The organism is Marinimicrobium koreense (assembly GCF_003762925.1).
In the GTDB taxonomy this organism is placed as follows: Bacteria; Pseudomonadota; Gammaproteobacteria; order Pseudomonadales; family Cellvibrionaceae; genus Marinimicrobium; species Marinimicrobium koreense.
This window is the reverse complement of the sequence record NZ_RJUK01000001.1, coordinates 2,381,921-2,399,832: the sequence shown is the minus strand read 5'-3', so window position 1 is coordinate 2,399,832 and position 17,912 is coordinate 2,381,921. Positions and strand designations below refer to the sequence as shown.

At 59.1% G+C, this 17,912-nt stretch carries 14 protein-coding genes; 4 read left to right on the top strand and 10 right to left on the bottom strand.

The window, feature by feature from the left end:
• Positions 1 to 64 precede the first annotated feature (64 nt).
• Complete coding sequence (locus tag EDC38_RS10520; protein WP_170162892.1) at positions 65 to 2,227, top strand: glycoside hydrolase family 16 protein; 2,163 nt, start codon at positions 65 to 67, stop codon at positions 2,225 to 2,227.
• Positions 2,228 to 2,291: 64 nt separating this feature from the next.
• Here EDC38_RS10520 and EDC38_RS10515 read toward each other — a convergent pair whose 3' ends face one another.
• On the bottom strand, positions 2,292 to 3,428 hold the full coding sequence (locus EDC38_RS10515) for an AraC family transcriptional regulator (RefSeq protein ID WP_123638469.1): 1,137 nt from the start codon (positions 3,426 to 3,428) through the stop codon (positions 2,292 to 2,294).
• 193 nt (positions 3,429 to 3,621) lie between these two features.
• Between EDC38_RS10515 and EDC38_RS10510 the strand changes: the two genes are divergently transcribed.
• Positions 3,622 to 4,587, top strand: a complete 966-nt coding sequence (locus tag EDC38_RS10510; RefSeq protein ID WP_170162891.1) for an alpha/beta hydrolase — start codon at positions 3,622 to 3,624, stop codon at positions 4,585 to 4,587.
• 50 nt (positions 4,588 to 4,637) lie between these two features.
• Here the strand turns inward: EDC38_RS10510 and serA are convergent, their stop codons facing one another.
• A complete protein-coding gene (gene serA, locus EDC38_RS10505; protein ID WP_123638467.1) occupies positions 4,638 to 5,867 on the bottom strand; it encodes a phosphoglycerate dehydrogenase in 1,230 nt (409 codons plus the stop codon).
• A 443-nt stretch (positions 5,868 to 6,310) separates the two neighbouring features.
• On the bottom strand, positions 6,311 to 7,039 hold the full coding sequence (gene tsaA, locus EDC38_RS10500; protein ID WP_123638466.1) for a tRNA (N6-threonylcarbamoyladenosine(37)-N6)-methyltransferase TrmO: 729 nt from the start codon (positions 7,037 to 7,039) through the stop codon (positions 6,311 to 6,313).
• A 274-nt stretch (positions 7,040 to 7,313) separates the two neighbouring features.
• Between tsaA and EDC38_RS10495 the strand changes: the two genes are divergently transcribed.
• Positions 7,314 to 8,414 (top strand): endonuclease/exonuclease/phosphatase family protein, encoded by a 1,101-nt coding sequence (locus EDC38_RS10495; RefSeq protein WP_123638465.1) that lies wholly within the window; start codon positions 7,314 to 7,316, stop codon positions 8,412 to 8,414.
• Positions 8,415 to 8,430: 16 nt separating this feature from the next.
• Here the strand turns inward: EDC38_RS10495 and EDC38_RS10490 are convergent, their stop codons facing one another.
• Both EDC38_RS10490 and EDC38_RS10485 read right to left on the bottom strand, forming a co-directional pair.
• Positions 8,431 to 10,827: a response regulator gene (locus EDC38_RS10490; RefSeq protein ID WP_123638464.1), complete on the bottom strand. Its 2,397-nt coding sequence runs from the start codon at positions 10,825 to 10,827 to the stop codon at positions 8,431 to 8,433.
• Positions 10,828 to 10,894: 67 nt separating this feature from the next.
• Positions 10,895 to 12,238, bottom strand: coding sequence for a sugar porter family MFS transporter (locus tag EDC38_RS10485; protein ID WP_123638463.1), 1,344 nt, complete (start codon positions 12,236 to 12,238; stop codon positions 10,895 to 10,897).
• Positions 12,239 to 12,406: 168 nt separating this feature from the next.
• On the opposite strand from EDC38_RS10485, the gene EDC38_RS10480 reads away from it, so the two are divergent.
• Entirely contained in the window at positions 12,407 to 12,586 is a 180-nt protein-coding gene (locus tag EDC38_RS10480) for a DUF6435 family protein (protein ID WP_024461446.1), read from the top strand.
• A gap of 12 nt (positions 12,587 to 12,598) precedes the next feature.
• Here EDC38_RS10480 and hemW read toward each other — a convergent pair whose 3' ends face one another.
• From hemW to EDC38_RS10455, 5 genes are all read right to left on the bottom strand, one after another.
• Positions 12,599 to 13,765 carry a radical SAM family heme chaperone HemW gene (hemW, locus tag EDC38_RS10475; protein WP_123638462.1) on the bottom strand — a complete coding sequence of 389 codons (1,167 nt, stop codon included), beginning with the start codon at positions 13,763 to 13,765 and terminating at the stop codon, positions 12,599 to 12,601.
• Between the two features lie 79 nt (positions 13,766 to 13,844).
• Positions 13,845 to 15,893 carry an alpha/beta hydrolase family protein gene (locus EDC38_RS10470; RefSeq protein WP_123638461.1) on the bottom strand — a complete coding sequence of 683 codons (2,049 nt, stop codon included), beginning with the start codon at positions 15,891 to 15,893 and terminating at the stop codon, positions 13,845 to 13,847.
• Positions 15,894 to 16,073: 180 nt separating this feature from the next.
• Positions 16,074 to 16,673 carry an RdgB/HAM1 family non-canonical purine NTP pyrophosphatase gene (rdgB, locus tag EDC38_RS10465; RefSeq protein ID WP_123638460.1) on the bottom strand — a complete coding sequence of 200 codons (600 nt, stop codon included), beginning with the start codon at positions 16,671 to 16,673 and terminating at the stop codon, positions 16,074 to 16,076.
• A 25-nt stretch (positions 16,674 to 16,698) separates the two neighbouring features.
• The gene (locus EDC38_RS10460; RefSeq protein ID WP_024461443.1) at positions 16,699 to 17,136 is read right to left on the bottom strand and encodes a DUF4426 domain-containing protein; all 438 of its coding nucleotides are present in this window, start codon (positions 17,134 to 17,136) and stop codon (positions 16,699 to 16,701) included.
• 151 nt (positions 17,137 to 17,287) lie between these two features.
• Positions 17,288 to 17,689 (bottom strand): DUF4168 domain-containing protein, encoded by a 402-nt coding sequence (locus EDC38_RS10455; RefSeq protein ID WP_123638459.1) that lies wholly within the window; start codon positions 17,687 to 17,689, stop codon positions 17,288 to 17,290.
• Positions 17,690 to 17,912 lie beyond the last annotated feature (223 nt).

Genomic DNA, 17,912 nt, shown 5'->3' with positions numbered 1-17,912 from the left:
CGCTTAGCCCGGGGCGATCGGCTCCCGGGCCAAGCGGAACATCAATGATAATAATGAGGTGTTTATGAAAACAGTAAATTATCCAGTCATCGGCCTGGGTATGGCGCTATTGGCGATCGCCGGCTGTGGCAGTGACTCCGATGACACTCCGGATAACTCAAGCAGCAGCGTCAGTTCCTCCAGTTCTTCCTCCTCTTCCGTCAGCAGTGACAGTTCCAGCAGCACCGCCAGCGGTGTCAGCGAAGACTGGACGCTGGTCTGGAGCGACGAGTTTGACGGTGACTCGATCAATACCGACAACTGGTCTCACGAAGTGAACTGCGCCGGCGGTGGTAACAATGAGCTGCAGTGTTACACGGCGCGCGAAGAAAACAGTTATGTGGCGGACGGCCATCTGCACATCGTTGCCCGGCAGGAAACCCATAGCGGCCCAGCCGTTTTCGATGATGACCCGGCGTACGATCCTGATGACACCTCGGTTACCCGTGACTACACCTCGGCCCGCCTGCGCACGAAGAACAAGGCGGACTGGAAATACGGGCGAATCGAAATCAACGCCAAGACGCCTCAGGGGCAAGGTCTGTGGCCCGCCATCTGGATGCTGCCGACGGAGTGGGTTTACGGAGACTGGCCGCTCAGTGGCGAGATCGATATTTTCGAAGCGGTGAATACCAATGCCAGCGGCGAGAATGATGTCCATGGCACCCTACACTACGGTCGTCCCTGGCCGAACAACCTCAACAGCGGAGCCAGTTTTACGCCCGCAGAGCCGATCTGGGAAAACTTCCACACTTACGCGATCGAGTGGGAGGAGGGTGAAATCCGTTGGTATGTCGATGATGTACATTTTGCGACCCAGACGGCTGATGATTGGTTTACTCTCTCCTGGCAGGGGCAAGACGAAGGCTTTGAGACTGGTAACCCGGCTTCTCCGTTCGACGAAATGTTTCACCTGATCATGAACGTCGCCGTCGGTGGAAACTGGCCCGGTGCGCCGGATGATACGACCACTTTCCCTCAGGAAATGGTTGTCGACTATGTTCGCGTTTATCAGTGTGATGTTGATCCCGATACTGGCAAGGGGTGCGCCTGGATCGATGAGAATGCCGAGGATGTAGAGGGCACGGGAGGCACCGAAAAGGAGTTTGCCCTGTATGAAAACGGCCCGGCAACGCTGAACTTTTCAGTGTTTGATACCGAGGTAAGCAACACGCTGGTTCCGGGGCAGTGGCAAGAAACCGCTGGAAACCTGGTTGTCGACACGGCGCTTCAGGTGGATGACCAGACCGTCTGGGATGTCCAGTTTAACGGCCTGAGCAATGTGTTCCTGCTGTCGGGTGACATGACCAGTGTCGACTACGTCGAGGACGGTTTCAGTTTTTCACTCAATGAAGAGCTCAGCGGTATTACGTTTGATATGCGGGTGATCGACGCGAGTGAGGACGCCACACTGAGCGTCAAGCTCGACAGTGTATGGCCCAACGTCAGCTCGCGCGACATTGAACTGCCGCCCGCAGGCGAGTGGCAAAGCGTTTCGGTCCGGTTTTCGGATTTTGTCGGCAATGCCGATCCGGCGGGTCAGGTCAACTACAGTGACATCAATGCGCCCTTCGTTCTTGAGCTGAGTAGCGGTACCGCCCACGTGCAGCTGAACAACATCCGTGTGACCTGCTTTGGCCCGTCCTGTAGCGTCAATCCGAAACTGGATGGCACGGCGCCTGAAGGCACCGAGGCGGTCGATGTGTTTGTCGACGGTAGTCTGGATGCACTCTGGACGGATCCGGGCGTGGACTTCTATGTTGAAGGGGGTCAGAGCATCACCTCTACCACCGTATCTGACGGTGATCGCGGCGACGTCCTGGAAATAGCCTTCGGGGCCAGCGGTTTCGGTACCATGTACATTCAGTCAACGGACCCGCAGGATCTGAGTGCATACGCTGGCGGGAACCTCGTGTTTGATCTGAAGGTGGTGGATGCCGGAAACAACACTGATGGTTTCCTCGTCAAGGCTGACTGCATTTATCCGTGTACCTCGAATGAGCTGTCGGTACCGCTGCAGAACGACGGTGAGTGGCATACCGTATCGGTATCCATCGCGGACTTGACGTCGGGTTCGGGCTTTATCATCAGTCGTGTCAATACGCCCTTCAGCCTGTGGCCCGTTTCGGGTCAGCAGAGCAATGTGGTGTTCCGGCTGGATAGTATCCGCTGGGAGCTGGCCGAATAACGCTTTGCTCAGATGAAAAAAAGCCGCTCATCAAGAGCGGCTTTTTTTTGCCTGTTGTTCAGGTTTAGTGAGCACCCTTGTCTTTGCGGTACTCGGAAGGGGACATGCCCGTCAGGCGCTTGAAGAACCGGTGAAAAGCGGACTTGCTGTTGAACCCGGACTCCAACAGAATATCCAGAATGGTTTTTTCTGTGGCTTTCGGGTCGGCCAACAGTCGCTTGGCCTCCTCCACCCGGTAGGTATTGATGAACTCGAAAAAGTTGGTCCCAAAGTGTTTGTTGATCACTGAAGAAACCTCTTTTACCGGAAGATCCAGGCGAGCCGAGAACTGCTCAATGTTGAGGTTCTGCTGCAGATAGATCTTGTCGGTTTCCATCGCGGCCTTCACCCGGTCGATAGCCGATTCCGAGGGTTTATCCTCAGCCGGTGCACGGGTTTCCTCGGCTCGTGTTTCAAGCAATTGGTGGGCGTATATCAGGCTGTAGGTAAACAGGCCATTGATCAGGATAAAGGTAATGTAGTTATCGGCAATTCCGAGGTAGTCTGCGGTTTCCGGAGAAGTGTACTTTGCCAGAATGTGGACGATCATCGTCCAGGTCCAACTGGCGAAAAATCCCAGGGTCAGAATGTTCAACCAGCGCGGCTCGGTACTGGAGAAGTGGGAGTATTCGTCCTTGAGCTCGGAGCGGTATCGTTGCACGAGCGCCACGGCAGCGAAGGAATAGACCAGCGGAACCAGCTTGGCGGAATCCCAGAGGAAAGTGACCAGCCTCTCCGGCTGCTCATCGCCCATGGCCCAGAGGTGACGGAGGTCATTACTGTCTATGGCAAACAGGGCCATGATCAGACAGGTCACGAGCGCCGGCGCCAGGTGCACCAAGTGAGTGGGGCGGAGCGTAAACTGGGCGCGGGTAATGGAGGCTACATACAGGTACAGTGCCGGCCCTTTGAGCATGAGAGCGGCCATAAGGAAGTAAGGAATCCAGTACTGGTCAACGGTCGGTCCAATGTGGACCTGATCGTTCCAGAGGATCAGGGTGGTTGCGGAGCCTGTGGCAATGACCAACAGGAAAGCGCTCAAAAGGCGCCCGTACAGCCGGTTTTGTGCGGGCATGGCGGCCTGGAGCAGTGCCAGGAGTATGCTCTCGGCGACGGTCATCATCAATATGACGTCGTGGATATTGAAAATATAATCTTTCATGGAGTTGGGGTAGGGGACCTTGATTATTCTGGTGGCATACAGGCTCTAATCTGTCATATTTCCCACCATTGAGCAACCGAGCGGATCGAATCAGGATCTTGTCTTATAGACTAACAGCGGTTGTCTCAGGGTTGTGTTTATACCGCCCGGCAGCCAGAATTTGGTGCCAGTGTCCCTTAAAGGAGCCTCGTCCGTGACCTTATCCAAATCCGCCCCGGATTTTTCAGAGCTGCCCGAAATTTTGCCCTATCTTGCGTTTGATCCCGCGGAAGATGGAGCCAATGTCGGCGATGCGACCACTCGGGCTTATTTAAGGCACTACGGGCTGGATTTGGCGGCTGAATTTCCTGACGTGGCTCAGGGCGTTGGGCGGGTCCGCGTGGATCAGTGGGACATAGCCTGCCATTATTGGCTACCTCCGCAGCCACGGGGTCATCTGAGTATCGTGCATGGGTATTTCGATCACTCGGCACTGTACGTTCATGCGGTGCGATTTGCGCTCAGGCATAACCTGTCGGTTCTCACCTATGATCAGCCCGGCCACGGCTTGAGCTCGGGGCCGCGCCTGGTGATTGACAGCTTTGATCGCTATGCCGATGTCCTGCAGCAGCTGCTGGAGCGCTCCCGCCACCTGTTCGGCCCGACGCGATGTGCTCTGGGGCAGAGCATGGGAGGCGCCACGCTGCTTAACCACCTCTGGCGCCATGGGAACGCCCTGACCGGCCGTACCGCCCTGTTCGCGCCTCTGGTGCTGCCGCGCGGCTGGGGGCTCAGCCGGTGGCTCTACGCGCTGCTGCACCGCTGGGTGCGGGAGATTCCCCGGACGTTTATCGATAGCTCCCATGATACGGACTTCAATCGCTTTCTGGCATCCGAGGACCCGCTGCAGTACCGACGCCTGAGTGTCGACTGGGTGGGCGCCATGAAACGTTGGGACGAGGTCTTCCGGAGTTGGCCGGTACGCAATGATGAACTATTGATGGTGCAGGGCACCGGGGATGACACCGTGGATTGGCAGTACAACTTGCAGCAGATCGGCCGCAAGTTGCCTAACCTGAGAGTGGAAATGCTGGAGGGCGCCCGTCACCATCTGGTGAACGAGACGCCCGAGTACCGCGACCCGGCCTTCGCCGCGGTCGAACGGTTCTTCTTCCTGTAGGTCGGATTACGCTTCGCTAATCCGACCTACAGGGCTTTGGAGGTGCCAGTTCAGAACAGCACCCGACAGCGGATGGTCCCTTCAATCTCCCGCAGTTGCTTGAGCACTTCCGGGCTGTAGGGCGAGTAGATGTCCACTACCACGTAGCCGACCTTCTCGTTGGTCTGCAGATACTGGGCGGCGATGTTGATCTGATTGTCCGAGAAAATCCGGTTGATCGCCGACATCACGCCCGGTACGTTGCCGTGCACGTGCAACAGGCGGTGCGCGTCCGGGTGTCCGGGTAGCGCCACTTCCGGGAAGTTGACCGAGCTGGTGGTGGTACCGTTGTCCGAGTACATGATCAGCTTCTCGGCCACTTCCACCCCAATATTCTGCTGGGCTTCCACCGTCGAGCCGCCGATGTGGGGGGTCAGAAGGACGTTATCCAGGCCGCGCAACGGGCTGACAAACTCGTCGTCGTTACCTTTGGGCTCCACCGGAAAGACATCAATGGCCGCGCCGGCCAGCTTATCTGCCTTGACCGCCTCGGCCAGCGCGTCGATATCAATCACCGTACCGCGCGAGGCGTTGATCAGGATGGAGCCGGGCTTCATCTGCTCGAGCTGTTCGGCGCCAATCATGTTTTTGGTTGAGCCGGTTTCCGGCACGTGCAGGCTGACGATATCGGCGTGGTTGAGCAGCTCGTTCAGGCTGCGCATCTGGGTGGCATTGCCCAGCGGCAGCTTGGGAATGACATCATAGAAGCAGACGTTCATACCCAGGCTCTCGGCCAGTACGCTCAACTGACTGCCGATGGAGCCATAGCCGATAATGCCCAGAGTCTTGCCTCGAATCTCGTAGGAACCCACGGCCGACTTCTGCCAGCCACCGCGATGGCACACGGCATTTTTCTCGGGAATCCCGCGCAACAGCAGAATGGCTTCGGCCAGCACCAGCTCGGCCACCGAGCGGGTGTTGGAGTAGGGCGCGTTGAAGACCGCCACGCCGTGTTCCTGAGCGGCCTTGAGGTCAACCTGGTTGGTGCCAATGCAGAAGCAGCCCGCCGCGATCAGCTTATTGGCGTTTTCAAACACCTTGCGGGTCAGCTGGGTGCGTGAACGCAGGCCGACGAAGTGGGCATCTTTGATGCGCTCGATCAGCTCGTCTTCAGCCAGCGCGGTCTTGAGGTAGTCGATGTTGGTGTAGCCGGCGGCATTGAGGGTGTCAACGGCGGATTGGTGGACACCTTCCAGCAACAGAAACTTGATCTTGCTTTTGTCCAATGACTTTTTGCTCATGAACGCAGTCACCTCAGCGGATTCGGGTTGGCATTGACCCTGCGGGGGAGGGGATGAAAAAGGGCCCGCATAATACCACAAGTTCCCGCATAGGTGGGTTCGATCCAGTCCGGCCTGCCGTGGGTTATACCTCTTCGAGACCCGCCGTCATTACACGTGACGTTTTCGAGGGGCTCGATGACGGGTGACGGCGGATGCGTTTCGCTTATCCGCCCTACGCCGCTATTTCCCGAAACGTGAAGCGGGCACAGCGGAGGGAGGGCATACCCTTACGAGACCGTCACCCGCCTGGATGGCGGGTGATGAGCCCCCATGGATGGGTTCACGGCGTGTCTCGTAAGGGTATGCTCTCCCGCAGCCGTAGTTACGAAGTTCAGGAGCCTCACGAGTCTTTACGGCGGGTGCGCGCTTCACGCTTACCGCGCCCTACGCAAGGAATGGGATCAGTGCGGAAGGACTTCTGTGACAATCAGTCGGTGGTTGCCGCTGTCGTCAGGTTGGTAAAACCAGCGCACCTCGGCGTCTTTGAGAGTCATACCGTAGCGTCGGGTCGGGTCCGGCTTCTGGTATTGGGGGCGGGGGTCCTGTTGCAGGATCTGGCGCACGAGCGCCTCCCAGTCCTCACCCGTGCGAGCACCCAAAACCCGGCACCCGGCCTCCGCCTCCGGCATGAACACCACCTCCACCCACTCCGGGGCGGTATCCGCAAAGCGGTTCTCCGCCTCCGGCAGCGAATCTGTGTAGGGTACATAGGGTTTTATATCCAGCACCGGCGTGCCATCGAGCAGGTCAATGCCCGACAGCTCCAGCCACAACCGGCCGCCTTGCTGCTTCACCCCCTCCAGCTTCACCACCGACAATCCGATGGGGTTGGGGCGCAGGGGCGAGCGGGTGGCGAATACGCCCAGACTGCGGTTACCGCCCAGGCGCGGCGGGCGGACCCGGGGGCGCCACTGGTCGCTCGGAGGGCGGTGAAACACAAACTGCAGCCACAGGTGCGAGCAGTGCTCCAGCCCCGCCAGCGCCTGAGGGTCGTTGTACGGAGGCAGCAGTTCGAGTTGGGCCCGGACTGCGGGGGCCAGGCCCGGTTGGCGCGGAATGCCGAACTTCTCCACAAAGGGGGAGCGAATGATGCCAATGGGCGGGAAAGTGTAATCGGCCGTGTCGGTCATGGGCTGGGTCGGTTGGGGAGAGTTGAGAGCCTGGCCGGCATCCAGTAGCCCTAACGGTTAACCGGATTGCTGCCGTATCGCAAACCTATGTTGAATCGTGCCGCCTCAAAACGCAATGCTCTCTGGTCGCTACTGGTGCTCGGGTTTGTGCGCTATGGGCGGTTGAAACCGCTCCTGGAGCAGGCCCGTTAAACGCTGAGACCCGCTACCTTGCCAGCATGCCGTGGATCGCTTAGGCTCATCGCACTATTGAGGCTAACAAAGGGATTCAATCATGCTGGCAAGCCTGTGGGTGGCGGTGACGCTGTTGGTACTGCTGACCGTTCTGCCCGTGTTGCGGCACGATCGCTGGTGGATTCGGGGGCTGGATTTTCCGCGTTTACAGCTGGCCTTGTTAGCCTTGTTGCTGGTGCTGCTGCCCTGGGGGTTGCCACCTTTGGACGCCGGGCAAAGCGGGGCAATGGCGTTGATCAGCGCGGCCTGTTTCGCCTATCACGCCTGGTGGATCCTGCCCTACACCCGCCTGCATCCCAAAGAGGTTCGCGGCGTGGGTTCGTTGAGTGAGTCGGATCGGGCCAATCGCATCGCCATCATGACCGCCAATGTCCTCACGCCCAATCGCCAGGCCCAGCGATTGCTGTCTCTGGTGAAGGAGCATCAACCTGACCTGCTGGTGACCCTGGAGTCCGACCGCTGGTGGCAGCAACAGCTCGATGTCCTCGAAACGGATTATGCCTACACCATCAAGTGCCCCCTCGATAATCTCTACGGTATGCACGTCTACTCCCGCTATCCGCTGGAGAATGTGGCGATTCAGTTTCTGGTGGAAGACGATGTACCGTCCATGCACGCCGAAGTGTTGTTGCCCTCCGGTGGACGAATTGTGGTGCATTGCCTGCATCCGGCGCCGCCGAGCCCGACCGAGAATGAAACCTCCTCGGAGCGCGATGCGGAGCTGCTGGTGGTGGGTCGCAGTGTGGCGGAAAGCGATTCTCCGGTGATTGTGACCGGCGACCTGAACGATGTGGCCTGGTCCGCGACCACCCGCCTGTTCCGCAAAATCAGTGGCCTGTTGGATCCACGTATCGGGCGGGGCATGTGCAACAGCTTTCACGCCAAGGTTCCGCTGTTGCGCTGGCCTCTGGATCACCTGTTTCACAGCGAGCACTTTGTGTTGGAAGAGTTGCAGCGTTTGCCGGCCTTTGGTTCAGATCACTTTCCGGTGTTGGTGCGTCTGGTCTATCGCCCGAACGCACGGCCGCAAGAAGGGCTGGACGCCGATCGGGAGGATCAGCAGTGGGCCCGGGAAAAAATGGCCGAGGAGTCGGTCACGCCCGGTGAGGTGCACCGCCCGGAAGTGGCCATGCCCAAGTAGCGGGCCCTCGATGGATTCAGGTCTCTCTGCCGTGCCGGTTCAGGCCCATTTTTTCAAACGTCTGATACAGCTTTGCCAGGGTGATGGGTTTGCCCAGATAGTGATTCATGCCCGAAGCGAACACCTCTTCGCGGTGCTCCTGCAGGGCGTGGGCGGTCAACGCCACAATGGGAATGGCCGGACGATTGTGGTGGCGTTCGTGCTCGCGGATGCTGCGGGTGGCTTCAAAGCCATCCATTTCCGGCATCTCGCAATCCATCAGGATCAGGTCGTAGCTCCCCCGGCAGGCGGCCTCATAGGCGGCAAGCCCGTCTTCCACCAGCCGCGCGTCGATACCCATCTTGCCCAGTAATCCTTTGATCACCATCCGGTTGACGGCATTGTCTTCAGCCACCAGCACTCTCAGGTGGGCGAATTGCTGATAGTCGGTGGGCGTCGGCGCCTGGGTGTTCTCATCCTCCAGGTTTTCGCCCAGCATGCTGATCAGCCGGCGGCGTAGGCTGCGGGCCGAAAACGGTTTGTGCAGCACACTGTGAATGCCCAGGTTCGCCAGGTTCTCGGGCTCGGCGCCGAGTTCCCCCGCATCGAGCAGCAGTCGAGGAATGTTCCGCGCGATCGAATCGTGCTTGAGCTGCTCGGCTAGCGCAATGCCCTCCATGTCATCAAGCTGACTGCCGATGGCAATAAAATCGATGGCTTTGTTCTGCTCGTTCATCCCGTGTAGCCGAGCGATGGCGTCGGCCCCGGACGCAATGCAGTCCAGGGTCATACCCCAACGTTTGCAGTGGCGGGCGAGGAAGTCCCCCAGGCGTGGGCTGGGGTCGACAAACAGCAATCGGCGTCCATTGAGTATGGCCAGCGCTTTTTCTTCCTGTGCCCTCTGGCGGTCGGGCATGGATTCGAACGCGGCCGTGAACCAGAAGCGGGCGCCCCGTCCCTTCTCGCTCTCGACACCGATGGTGCCGCCCATCAATTCAGCCAGGCTTTTACAGATGGCGAGACCTAGGCCAGTGCCGCCGTATTGCCGGGTGGTTGACGTGTCTTCCTGATTGAAGGAATCAAACAGGTGGGTCTGCGCGGAGCGCGCAATCCCGATGCCGGTATCCTGGATGGAAAACATCAGCCGCGGTTGCTCGTCGGTATAGTCCTCGGCCCGGCAGACTTCCAGCACAATGTGTCCCTTGTTGGTGAACTTGAAGGCATTGCCAAGCAGGTTGATCAGAATCTGGCGCAGCCGGGTCGGGTCGCCTTTGAGTTTGCGGGGAACATCCGGGTCCACGCCCCCCATCAGTTCGATACCCTGCTTGTTGGCGGTTGCACCAAACAGGCGCAGGCAGTCTTCAATCAGGTCCTCCAGATCAAAGGCGGCCACTTCGAGCTGCATTTTGCCCGCCTCGATTTTCGAGTAATCGAGGATGTCGTTGATGATTTCCAGCAGGGTTTCCCCGGAGCGGTGAATCACATCCAGGTAGTGTTTCTGGTTGTCGTTCAGGGGCGTGTCCCGCAGCATGTCCAACATGCCGATCACCCCGTTCATGGGGGTGCGGATTTCGTGGCTCATGGTGGCCAGAAACTGGCTCTTGGCCCGGTTGGCATCTTCGGCGGCCAACTTCTGGCGCTCGTTGCGGGCCTTCTCCTCCCGCTCGTGCAGGAGCGCCAGCTCCATCGCCTGACGCTGCTCGATATCCTCGAGCAGCGTTTCCCGCATGTGATTGATCGCCTCCACGACATTGTCCAGCTCGTCGGGGTTGTCATCCGGCTTGATGCGTTTCAGGCGCAAGGGGGTGGTCAGATTATCCAGGTGGAGCTGACGGGCGTAGTGGGCGATGGTTTCCATATGGCGGGTCAGCAGAGTGTACACCAACCACAGTATGAAAAACGAAATGATCAGGGTTTTGGTGCCCTGCACACCCGCAATAAACAGCGTGCGTTGCCAAAGTCGGTCATAGATGTTGGTCAGGCTGGCGGTAATCTGCAGGGTGCCCAGCTCTTGCCGGGGCGTGCTTTCGTCCTGATAGACCAGGGGGTATTCCTTGATCAGGTACTGGTTGGGACGCGCTTCAATGTCCGCCTGAGTCGTGCCCTCCTTGTACTCGATCAGAGTCTGCTCGGCGTTATTCCAGTCGCGCCAGGAAACGCTCACCTGCACCACGTCCTCTACATCCAGCACACTGTCGATCTGAATCGACAACTGATCCTGGTCAAAACCCCACAGGCTTTTGGTGATGCTCGCCAGGGTGCTGACGCGGACCTGATCCAGGCGCTCTTCCAGTGCCGACAGATCGTCGTGAAAGCTTGAGTAGAGTTGCATCAGGATGGCCACCAGGGTGATGGCCGAGCTGCTCAGGATGATCAGCCCGAGCAGGCGGGTGGCGATGGGGTTTTCGCGTGTGTAGCGAATCAGTCGCAGCATGAAGGTCGGTCACTGGCAGAGTGGGCGAAGCGCTCGCACTAAGTGTAGCACTTCGCCCCCTGGCCGGTTACCGCTTTTGACTGAGTTGGACCTCCAGGTCCTCCAGTGAAACACCTTTGGTCTCGGGCATCAGGTAGCGCACGAACAGCAGTTGCAGCACCATCATGACGGCGAAGAAAGCAAATAGCGGTGCCCCGCCGAGGGTGCCGGCAAAATACGGAAAGCTGAACGCGACCAGGGCGGCAAATACCCAGTGAGTGCCCGAGCCCAGGGACATGCCGTAACCCCGGACGCTGTTGGGGAAGATCTCGGCAATAAAGACCCAGATGCAGGCGCCCTGACCGATTGCATGGGAGGCGATGAACACGAAAATCAGCAGCGGCACCAGGCTGCCGCCGAACGCCTCCAGATGAAAGATCAGGGCCAGGCTGGTCAGTGACAGAATGTAGCCAAAGGAGCCGATGTACATGAGAAAGCGCCGCCCGAAACGGTCGATCAGCGCCAGCCCGATCAGGGTAAAGACCAGGTTCACCAGCCCGAGTCCGGCGGAGGACAATAGCGCGGCACTGCTCTCCATGCCCGCCATGGAAAAAATGCGCGGCGCGTAATAGATCACCGCGTTGATGCCGGACACCTGATTGAAAAACGCAAACAGAAAGGCGAGCAGAATCGGCCAGCGATAACGGCCGGACAGAAACTCCCGGAGCTCGCTGCCCTGCGCCTTCTGTTTGTGGCTGTGCTCAATCTCAGCCAGGGCCTGTTCGACTCGACTGGGGTCGATCATCGTGAGCACTCGGCGGGCTTCGTCGTGGGCGCCGCGCCGGGTGATCAGCCAGCGGGGGCTGCGGGGCACAAACAGAATCAGAATCACAAACAGCAGAGCGGGCACCACTTCCACGCCCAGCATGATGCGCCAGTCGCCCCCGGCACTGGCCACACCATAGTTGGACAGGTAGGCGCACAGGATGCCGAACACCAGGTTGAACTGAAACATGGCGGTCAGGCGACCGCGCAGGCCGGTGGGGGCGATTTCAGAGATATACACCGGAGCGGCCACCGAGGAGGCGCCCACGCCGAGCCCGCCAAGAAAGCGGAACAGCATCAGGCTGTAGACATCGGGGGCGAGGGCCGAACCGAGCGCCGAGACCAGATACAGGACTCCGATCCAGAACAGGGTTATTTTGCGCCCGTAACGGTCGCAGGGAATGCCGCCAAAGATGGCACCGATGACCGTGCCGGCCAACGCCGATGAGACCATCAGGCCGATCAGGGCATCCGACAGCGCCCACTGTGCCTGGATGGCCTGTTCCGCGCCGGAAATGACGGCGGTATCAAACCCGAACAGGAAGCCGCCCAGCGCGACGGTGAATGACCAAAACAGCAGTCTGGCGTGATTGATGGTATGAGTCATGGAGTCGGTCCGTTATTACTATTATCAGAGGTCGATCTGTAACCGGTATCATAGTCTCTGATACGAAAAATCACCAGTTCCTATTGGCCGCGCTGCCCATCAGGGTTCGTCCGTTTGGGCAAAGGGCACGTACACTGGTCACACTATCAACTTCAGGAGTGACCCACCATGTTGAGCTGGCTCAAGTCAGACCCCCGAAAAAAGTTGCAGAAAGCCTACGAACAGCGCCTCAAGGACGCCATGCTCGCCCAGCGCAGTGGCGATATCAAAACCTACTCTTTATTGACCGAAGAGGCCGAGGGGATCTATCAGCAGATCAAAGCCCTGGAAGCCGACAGCAGCCGCTAGCAGAATGAAACACTAAAAAGCGGCCAATACGTCGTTGAGAAACTGGCGCCCGAGGTCGGTGGTACACAGGCGCTCGTCTTTGGGGTGTACCAGTCCCTTGCGCTCCAGTTCGCGCCAGGCCGGGTCGAGTCTGGACAAAGGGACACCGGTGTACGCCTCGAATGCTTGCGCCGGTACGCCCTCGTTCAGGCGCAGAGCATTGAGCAGGTAATCCAGTGGCAGGTCCTCGGGCTTGAGGGTCTCCTGCCCGGCGAGCATCGGGTGCTCCGCGTTCGGGGTCGTGGTCGGTGCAGCGGCGGCCCGCTCAAGGTAGTGAGCGGGTAAGCGGGTTTTCCAGCGCCGGGTGATGTCGCCGCGCTCGGGATGGGTCACTTTCCCGTGGGCGCCGGCACCGATGCCCAGATAATCCCCATAGGTCCAGTAGTTGAGGTTGTGCCGGGCGGGCTTGCCGGGCTGGCAGTAGGCGGACACCTCATACTGGCCGTAGCCCGCCTCGGCCAGCAGGGCTTCGCCGGCCTGCTGGATATCGGCCAGGGTATCCTCCACCGGCAACAGCGGTGGTGCACTGTAAAAATGGGTGTTGGGCTCGATGGTCAACTGGTACCAAGACAGGTGCTCGGGGGCCAGTTCAATGGCCTGCTGCAGGTCGGCACAGGCGGCCGCGGTGGTCTGCTCAGGTAGCCCGTGCATCAGGTCGAGGTTGATATTGTCGAAGCCGGCCTGGCGTGCCATGGCCACGGCGGCCAGCGCTTCATCGCGACCGTGAATACGTCCCAGCTTGTGTAATTGCTCGGCCTGGAAACTCTGCACCCCGATGGACAGCCGGTTCACCCCGGCGCGGCGATAGGCACTGAAGCGCGCCTGCTCGAAGGTGCCGGGGTTGGCTTCCAGGGTAATCTCCGCATCGGAGGCCAGCCCCACCGCCTGATCGACGGTTTCCAGAATCCGACCAATCGCCTCGGCGGAAAACAGGCTCGGCGTGCCGCCGCCGAAAAACACCGTCTGGATGGCGCGCCCCTGAGCCAAATCAGCCTCGGCGGCCAGGTCGGCCCCCAGGGCGGCGACATACTCTGCCTCGGGCAGGGAGTCACCGGCCTGGTGCGAGTTGAAATCGCAGTAGGGGCATTTGCGGACGCACCAGGGAATGTGAATGTAGAGCGAAAGCGGGGGGAGGCGCATGGCAATCCGGCGGTTCAGAAAAAACAGGCCGTTACTATAACATGACCTCCGTCTCCCTTACCTCCGCCGCTCTTGTCGTCTAGTCTGCCTCTCTGGTCGTCGTTGCCAGTGTCTGCCCGGAGGGCGCCAGGTGCTCATCCAGAAATGCCAGTACCTCCTCGATCAGCATCTGGCGCACCGGCTCCTCACCGTAACTGTGGCCAGTATCTTTCAGCGGCAGGTACTTCACCGGTTTGTTGGCCGCCTGCAGTTTTTCCAGCATCAGCTCTGATTGCTCAATCGGCACAATCTCGTCTTCTTCCCCGTGGACCAACAGCACCGGGGCGCTGATACCACTGGCGAAGTTGGCGGGCGAGTGAGCGGCCAAGCGCTCCGGGGTGAAGTAGTTTTTGGCGATAGAGCGAGAGAAGTATTCGATGACCCAGTGGTCTTCGCCCAGGTCCTTCTCTTCATGTTCCAGCATGGCGTTCAGGTCGCTGACCCCATGTATGGAAATGGCACAGCGATACAGATCGGGGGTAAAGGCTGCGCCCGCCAGGGCTGAGTAACCGCCGTAGCTGGCGCCGGCAATGCAGACCCGGTCCGGATCGATAAAGCCGACGTTGCTCAGGGCTTTTACCGCATCGGATACGTCATCCTGCATGGCTCGGCCCCACTCGCCCAGACCGGCCGCCCAATGCTCGTATCCGAAGCCGTAAGAGCCACGGAACTGGGGCTGAATGACGGCATAGCCACGGGCGGCAATCGACTGAACCAGCGCGTCGAATTCCTGGCGATCGTAAGATTCCGGCCCCCCGTGTGGTAGCACAACGGCGGGCAGGTTTTCCGGGTTGGCGGCGTGAACCCGCGGAATGGTCAGCAAGGTGGGAATGACCAATCCGTCCCGGGCTTTGAACTCAAAGGGTACCGAGGGTTGCACTTCGGCTTCGCTGATACCGGGATAGGCACTCAACAAAAAACGCACCGGTTGATCTTTCTGCGACAGGTAAAACTCGCCGGCGGTGGAGGGCCCCTCCAGATACAGCACCAGGTTGTTCAGCTCGGAGTCGGCGTTGACCACATAAAGGGAGTGACCCTTGAACTGTGCCTGAAGTTTGCTCACCCGATCATTCAGCACGGCATCAAAAAAGTGGTAGCTGGGGTTAAAGCCCGCGTAGGTGATGCCAATCGCGACCCGCTCGGCGTTGAGACGGACGTTGGCGATGTCGCTATCGTTGCGGTTGAGGTCGAGCCGTTCCTGCTTGCCACTGTTCAGGTTCAATCGGTAATACTCGAGTCGACCGGTATCCCAGTCCTCCTTGAGCATCACCAGTGATTGCTGATCCGGTGTTTCTCCGATAAACGAGGCCACGGTGCGCGGCGAGTTGTCCGAATAGATAACCCGCCAGTCATCGCCGTCACGCACCAGAATCTCGTGCTGATAGTCGTCTTCGTTGTAACGCTCCTGCGCCAGGACTTTTCCGTTGCGCCCGACGAACCAGTCCACGGTATAGGAGTGGCCATCTTCCAGGACCTTGGGATTGCGCGGTTTCTCAATATCGACTTCGAGCAGGGCGTAATCGGGTTGTCGATCGGTTTTGGAGCGGGGCACATAGGCGGGCATGTACAACTTCCGGCCGTCGTCGGAAATCCCGAGAATTCGCCCCAGGCCCTGCTGGCCGGCGTAGATGACATGGCCCGGGCGCAACAACTGTTCGATGTCGCCGGTCTCGACGTTCAACGCATAGGCGGTACTGATTTCGTTACGGCCCCGAAAGCCCATCAGACGGGTTTCCTTGGAGGCGACCATGATCAGGTATTGGTCGCTGACAAAATGCAGCCGACGCGGATCCATTTCCCCGACGTGGGCACCGGTGATGTTTTTTCCTTCCTTCAGGGAATGAACCAGAATCAGGTCTTTATCGCCATCCCGGGTACGAAACGCCAGCAGTTCACCGTTGGGCGAAATGGCGACCATTTCCCGGGAAGGGTCGACACCGTAGAGAGAGGCGAGCTGTTCCAACTCCGGTGAGTCTGCGGCGGTTGGAAGCGCAAGTAGGGCGAGCAAGGCGATAGAGCAGACCCTGAGTATGGAGAGAGCGTTGAACAGGAGTGAATCGGCGCGAGTGCCGGAGAGAGTTTTCATCATGAGTACAGCCCGTCCTTCTTGAGCAGATGTGAATGTCACGACGCCATTACGGTCGGCATCACGTCTACTGCTCCATGACGGGGCGCCTCAACCCTGGCGTTATTATTAGTACGACAATTGGGATTACGCCACAGGTTGGCGTGAATTTCAATTGCCAATTGTCCGTTTGCGTGCGGGGCGTCAGGACGCCCCGTTGGTCAGCCCGGCGAGCAGCGCCCGGGTGGCGATGGCCCGGTGGCTGATTTTGCCTTTTTCTTCTTTGCCCAGCTCCGCTGCGCTGCACTGACGTTCGAGGACCTGAAACAGAGGGTCGTAGCCAAAGCCGCCCTCACCCTTGGGTCCGGTGCGGATGCGCCCGCGCCACTGGCCCTGAGCGATCACCGGGGTGGGGTCTTCAGCGTGGCGCATCAACACCAGCACACAGTGATAGCAGGCGCCGCGCTCGGCCTCGGGGACGCCCTCGAGTTCCTGCAGCAAGCGAGCATTGTTATCGGCGTCGGTGGCCTTCGGGCCAGCGTAGCGAGCCGAGTAGATGCCGGGGCGGCCATCCAGAGCATCCACAGACAGACCTGAGTCATCGGCCAGGGCCGGCAGGCCGGTTTGGGCGCTGGCGTGGCGCGCTTTCAGGATGGCGTTCTCGACAAAGGTCAGGCCGGTTTCCTCGGCGCTGTCGAGTCCGAACTCGCCCTGGGAGAGGACCTGATAGCCGCAATCGGCGAGCAGTTGTTGAAACTCTTTCAGTTTGCCGGGGTTGCCACTGGCGAGTACCAGTTTCTGCATGCATGCTCCTCAGTGGATGGTGAAATTACTTTTCAATGTACAGCTTTTGGCTGAAGCGCAGTTCGAAGCTCTGCTCGGCGCCCTCGGGCTGAATGGTAATCCGGAAGTTGTACATCTCTTCATTGAGATGGCGCACCGGAGCGATGTAGTAAGTCGTGTCGCCTTCGCTGATCTCTTTGAACTCGAGGGTCTGGCTCTGTTGTAACAGATTGTTGGCGGTACCACTCAGTCTGGCGGGTAGGCCCAATCCTCCGTCGGCGCGGGCAATGCTGACGTTGACCAGGGCCCGGTCTTCACTGCGCACCAGATTGTGCACGCTGGCGATGTCGGGCAATACGAAGGTGCTGTTGAACACGCTGTAGTACACCTGGTAATCACCAAAGCGCTCCGAGCCACTCTGGGCATGGGTCAGGGGCGACAGTAGCAGCGCTAGCAGGGCGGTCAGGGACAGCAGGCGTGACATGTGGGTTCTCCGGCTTCGAATGACAAGGGTTCGGACGCGAGCACGACCAGGAGAAAGTTTACCTTACTCGATGGGTCTTTGGCATAAGGTTGGAATACAAAAAAACGGGGCCGTCTGGCCCCGTTATCGATGCGTGTTGGTCTGCTCCGTTTTAGGAGTCCTGTTCAATACGCGCTGTCAGCTCCGCCTCAATCTGGCTGCGCAGCTCTTCGCTCTGACCGGCCTGGTTGGCGATCTGCTGGTACTCAGAGATGGACAGACCGGAATCGCTCACTGCTTCCTGCATCTTGGTCTGGGCTTCCTGCTGCAGTTCGGTGGCTTTCTCGGGATCTTCCACCGCCTGAAGCTTCTGAGTGTACTCCTGGTTGATGCCCTGAACCGCCATGTAGGCGTCCACGAAGCTTTCCACCTGGTTTTCGCTTACGTCCATTGCTTGAGCCTGAGGCTGGGCCTGCGGGGCTTGCGCTTCGCCCTGGGCGGAAACGGTCGCTGCACCGAACAGCAGACCAACAGACGCCAGCAGAGCGAGTACGGGATGTTTGATGGTACGCATAAGTTTCTCCTCACAGTGAAACAGAGTGTGGGTTTTCAAAAACCCGTTAGTTGTGTTGCGTACCCGGGTTTATCGCAACGCCCGTGCCAGAAGTCCAAAAAATTTATAACGCTTTGATTTGTATGGGTTTTGTTTAGGTTGCGGCCTGCTGTGTGTGGACTGGGTCACTGTGCCCCTTCGCTCATGTGCCAATTTGACTCACCCTTGAGTGTGTCGGATGGGC